Raw genomic sequence first — 5,082 nt, 5'->3', positions numbered from 1 at the left:
GGTTGACGAGGTTGTTGACCGTCGTCCGCCCGAGTCGCTCGTCGATGACGACGACGTCGACGCCCGGCAGGCGTCCGCCACGCTGAATCGCGTCGGGCCCGTCGGTGGTCGCTTCGACGCGGTAGCCGGCACTGGTCAGGTCCTCTGCGGTCGCGTTGAGCTCGTCCTCGTCGTTCATGACCAGCAGCACCGTCGGCTTGCCGTCACGGACCAACGCCTCGGCCAGCAGCGGAACGACCTGCTCGCCGCCATTGACGGCTGCGATCGGAAGTGCCTGGGCGATAGCCATCGCGGCTTCGATGCCGACGCGGCGATCGGGGAAGTTCAAGGCCTGCGTCAGTGGCGAGGCTTCAGCCTGGAAAGAGCTTTGCCCGACGACCTCACGCAGCGACCGGATCGTCTCCGTCGCCACGGCGGACGTGTCATAGCGGCTGTCTGGCGGAAGCGACCGGTCATCGATCACGCGAGCCAGCACGGCCTGCAGGTAGTTCACGCCCGCCTGCGTGCCGTAGTAGCCGGCGGACGGATCGTCGCTAGGGCGTGTGGTGTCGGTGGCACCTTCAGGAAGCTCGACTTCGCGGCGGTAGTTGCTGGCGAGCCAGAGGGCGAGCGCGTCATCCTGGACGGTTCCGGCTGCTCCGCCTTGCTCGCCGAGGGACAGCGTTTGCCCGGCCGTCTGCATGGCCATGAGCTCGTCGAAGATCTCAGCCGGCACCGTCGTCGCGGCGAGGTTGCCGTTCTCCCAACGCCAGATGTTCGCGCCGTCGAACCGGTCGTCTGGCGTGATGGCGGTCTGGCGATCCCAGAACTTCTCGCCGAGTGCGAGGTACTCCTCAGCCGCGTCGGCACCGGGCTGCGAATTGAGCTTGCCCAGCGCGATCATCGACGCCTGTGCGACCTGACCGCCCGGGTTGGCCTCGGCCTGTTCGAGGATGTAGGGAATCGCCTCCGGGTAGCCGAGATCGCCAAGGGCCGTGATGACCTCGACCTGCAGCTCCGGATCGGTCGCCTTTGTCGCCGCCATCAGCGGGCTGACCATCCGAAGGCCGAGATCGACCAGAGCTCGTCGGATCGACGGGTGGAGATCACGCTCGTCCGGGTCCTGCAGATAAGACAGCATCACCGGCGTTGCGAACTCGCCGCTCAGGCGAAGGTTTGCGACGCCGTTGGAATACGCATTCGCACCACGGCCGAGCCGTTCGACCTGGAACTGGATGAAGCTCAGACGCGTCGCCCGAGCCTGTCGGCCGTCGTTGATGATCTCGACCAGCTCGCCAGAGACTTCGGCGATTTCGGGTCGGTTCTGGAAGTTGTTGAGTCGCTCGTCGAGCCCGGTAAGTGGGTCGTTACGCCGGTCGTGAACTTGGAGGAAGGCTTCGAGGAGGGCTTCGGGCTCGGGCGACGAGTCGATGATCTGCTGGCCGAATCGCTCGGCGACGTCGTGCCGGCTGATCGTCGCGGTGAAGTAGTAGTCCTCGACAAGCTGGAGCAGCTCTTCAGACGGCTGCGGGCCCTGCTCTTCGACGACCTGGGCGGATGCGGGTGCGGTCGCGACGCCCATCGCTGCCAGACCGGCCGTGGCGGCCAGGGCAAGTGCGAGGCGGGCACCGTGCCGGGCGGCAGGCACAAGACGAACAGCGGCACGGCGGCGAGGGCTCCGACTCATGGGCGTGGGCATCTACGAAGCGGGCGAATCTGGGGCGACGAGCCCGTCCGGGAAGACCTCCCAGTCCGATGCCGTCGCAGGTTGGGGACACGTCGGCGGGAACCGACGCAGCAGGCGGGGCGGGTCAGCCCAGGGGCCGACCGCGGCGGGCGAGTGTCCCGGCACCTCCCGCGAGTGTCAAGCCACAAGGCCACTCGCACACGCTCCAACGCCCCCTTTTGCCCGGCCGATAACGACGCTCAGCAACTGGGCTCGACAATGCCGGCCACGCATCGACACACGCTCGACTACGCTCCGCCATGGCCTCCGATCCGAAGGCACTCGACACCACGCCGCCCTCCTCCGCTCCCTCGTCCCCCGACGGTCCGCCCGCACCCGGCCAGACGGGCGCCGGCGGAAGCGGTGATGTCCTCTCCGACAGTGCACTCGGTCGAGGTCTGGTCGCGCTCTGGGAGAAGATCCGAGACAACCAGAATCTCTTCTTTATCGCTGTAATCGGCGCTCTTGGTGTCATCTTCGCTTTCCAGTGGAAGACCCGGCAGGATCGGGCCGCGGAGGAGATCGCACGCAATCAGCTCGTCGCCCTTCGGCAGGCAACGGACGCGGCCAGACAGCTTCGTCAGGTCGGTGCCCGGCTGCCCGAGGACACACTCTCGCGGGAGGTCGCACGGCTCGATGCGGCGTTCACCCCTGCGATGAGCGGCGTGCAGGGTGCGCCGGGCGGTGCCTCGTCCGTCGCATGGCGCACGGCTGGCGATTTTCACTGGTACCTCGCAACGCTCCCGACGCCGCTGCCTGCGACCCGGCCGGACGAACCGCTCGTGCCGATTGCCGCTTCGGACGCCCGTCTCGATCAGGCGGCCGACGCGTACGCGCGGGTTGTCGAGGACGACGAGGCAAGCGCAACGCTCCGCTTTGCCGCACGCTTCGGCCTCGCCTCCGTCGCCGAGGAGCGAGGCGACTTCGACCAGGCACGCGTCCAGTACGACGCGCTGCTAGGAGAGGCAGCCCTGCCCGATCCGCTTCGGCAGGACGTCGAAGAGCGCGTGTCTCAGCTCGACCGCTTCAGCGACCGGTCGCCGCTCGTCTCGGTCCCGCCGCCAAGTCCCGAGGTCGAAACGCCGGCGGACTCGAACGAGGGTGACATCGGCTCGCGTCTCGACGAGTTCCTTGGCGGTGGCGTCACGGGCGAACTGACGCTCGATGCACCGCCGACATCTCCGGTCACGCGTCCGACCACGCGTCCCGTGATCGAGCTGGTTCCGTGATCGACCAGCCGGCCGAGGACGACTTCGACAACGACGACGACCCCGTCACCTCGACGCCCGTCGCCGACGGTCCGCCGTCGCGCAGGCTGACGTTCCGAGCGTCGCGTGACTTGTCGAATCGGCTCGACAAGTACCTCGTCGATCGCGTCGGTCACCTCAGCCGGGCGGAGGTGCAGCGGCTGATCAAGGACAAACGGGTCACCGTCAACGGCCGACCCGGCAAGGCGAGTTACAACCCGCGCGAGGCGGACGAGATCGTCGTCGACGCCCCGCTGCCGAAGCGCGAGCTGATCGAGCCCGAGCCGATTCCGCTCGAGGTGCTGTTCGAGGACGAGCACATCCTGGCGATCAACAAGCAGGCGGACCTCATCGTCCACCCCGCCCGAGGCAACTGGCACGGCACGCTCGTCAACGGCCTTGTTCACTACGCCAAGCAGTGGTCGACCATCCGCGGCCCGAGCAAGCCGGGCATTCTGCACCGGCTCGATAAGAATACGACGGGCGTGATGCTGGTCGCCAAGAGCGACGAGGCCCACTGGCGCATGGGCCGGCAGTTCGAAAATCGGACCATCAAGAAGACGTATCTCGCTCTTGCCCACGGCATTCCGCAGCTGCTCGGCGACGTCATCGACATGCCCATCGGCCCCGATGCTTACGTCCGAGAACGCATGGCCGTCCGGAAGCTCGAAAAAGGCGGCAAGACGGCGACGACGCAGTACCAGGTCAAGGAGTCGTTCGACGTCTCACCCGAACAGGCCGGCCTGACCTTTGCCCGCGGTGGCCATGCGAATGACCAGCACCACAAGGCCCCGCCGACGGGTTTTTCGCTGATTCGCCTGAAACCTCGCACGGGTCGGACGCACCAGCTGCGGGTGCACCTGGCGTACAAGGGTCATCCCATCGTCGGCGATACGATGTACGGCGGTCGGGTGATCGAATATTCCCAGGACGGGAAGACGAGGCACTTTTCGCGCCAGGCCCTCCACGCAGCGGAGATCACGTTCACCCATCCGCGCACGCTCCAGCCGATGACGATCGCCGCCCCGCTGAAGGACGACATTGCGGCGTTGCTGGCACGTCTTCGCGATTCCGGGGAACAAAAACCGGCCGAGAGCGTGTAGAATGGGGCCGGCCTGCCCCATTGCCATGCACGATTTCACGTTACCGCTCGCGTTCTGGATGCCCACCGGTTGGGAATGGCTCATCGTCGGGGCCGTCGGACTCTTGCTGTTCGGCAAACGTCTTCCCGAAGTCGGGCGATCCCTGGGCAAAGGCATCGTCGAGTTCAAACGCGGCCTCAAGGGCGTGACCGACGAGATCGAGTCTGAAAGCGACAAGCCTGCGGCACTTCCCAAACCCGCACAGGAACCCGAAGCCCGTCCCTACCAAGCCGAGAAGGTCGAAAACGCGTGAAGTTCAGCGCGCACTCCCATTCGACATCATCGCACCCGATCGTCCGAAGCCGAGTCCAGAGCGAAGCGTCGGACCGGGTCGGAACGAACTGGAAACGGAGTCATCTCGGCGCACCCATCAGACCAGACGCGACGCTTCGCTTTGCGTTCTGCTTCGATGGAGTGCGTGGTAACATGTGACTTCCATCGAACGCCCAACCCAGCACCATGAAGCGGACCCTTGCTGCATCGATCATCGCACTCGCATCCTGGTCGGTCGCGCCGACCGTGATGGCGCAGGTCCAGCCTGACCCGTTCACGCGTGTCGCGCTTCCGGAGACCGCGCTGGATGACGTGCCGCTGGAAGACGCGATTCAGTTTGTCAGTCGTCAGTCCGGTCTGCCGATCGTTGCGGACTGGGCCGTGCTCGAGTTTGCAGGCGTGACGCGGGAATCGCCCGTCAACGTCAAGCTTCGCGGGGCTTCGGTCCGGACGTTCCTGCGGTTCATGCTCCGCTCGATACCGAAGGATGAGCCGCTGGCGATCTTCGTCGACGAGGGCATCGTCCGCATCACCACAAAGGCCGAGGAAGAGGCGACGCTGGTCCTGCGGGTCTACGACATTCGCGACCTGCTTGTCGAGGTGCCGAACTTCACGATCGCCGACATCAACATCGGCGGCGGTGGAGGTGGTGGCGGAAACGGCGGCGGTGGCGGAGGCTTCGGCGGTGGAGGCGGTGGCTTTGGTGGTGGCGGTG

General features: G+C 66.2%; 5 protein-coding genes. 4 read left to right on the top strand and 1 reads right to left on the bottom strand.

The features are described 5' to 3' along the window. On the bottom strand, nucleotides 1–1,666 hold a 1,666-nt coding region (locus AAGI46_15680; protein MEM1013648.1), incomplete at its 3' end, for a HEAT repeat domain-containing protein. 299 nt (nucleotides 1,667–1,965) lie between these two features. On the opposite strand from AAGI46_15680, the gene AAGI46_15675 reads away from it, so the two are divergent. The 4 genes from AAGI46_15675 to AAGI46_15660 form a co-directional block, all read left to right on the top strand. Then, a complete protein-coding gene (locus AAGI46_15675) occupies nucleotides 1,966–2,934 on the top strand; it encodes a hypothetical protein (protein ID MEM1013647.1) in 969 nt (322 codons plus the stop codon). Continuing rightward, on the top strand, nucleotides 2,931–4,055 hold the full coding sequence (locus tag AAGI46_15670) for an RluA family pseudouridine synthase (protein ID MEM1013646.1): 1,125 nt from the start codon (nucleotides 2,931–2,933) through the stop codon (nucleotides 4,053–4,055). Before AAGI46_15675 ends, AAGI46_15670 begins: the two co-directional genes overlap by 4 nt. A 25-nt stretch (nucleotides 4,056–4,080) precedes the next feature. Continuing rightward, nucleotides 4,081–4,347 (top strand): twin-arginine translocase TatA/TatE family subunit, encoded by a 267-nt coding sequence (locus AAGI46_15665; protein MEM1013645.1) that lies wholly within the window; start codon nucleotides 4,081–4,083, stop codon nucleotides 4,345–4,347. A gap of 206 nt (nucleotides 4,348–4,553) precedes the next feature. After that, a partial coding sequence (locus AAGI46_15660) for a hypothetical protein (protein MEM1013644.1) occupies nucleotides 4,554–5,082 on the top strand: 529 nt, incomplete at its 3' end.

This window comes from Planctomycetota bacterium (assembly GCA_038746835.1).
In the GTDB taxonomy this organism is placed as follows: Bacteria; Planctomycetota; Phycisphaerae; order Tepidisphaerales; family Tepidisphaeraceae; genus JBCDKH01.
Note: the sequence above shows the minus strand (reverse complement) of the source record. Positions and strands in the feature narration are given on the sequence as shown.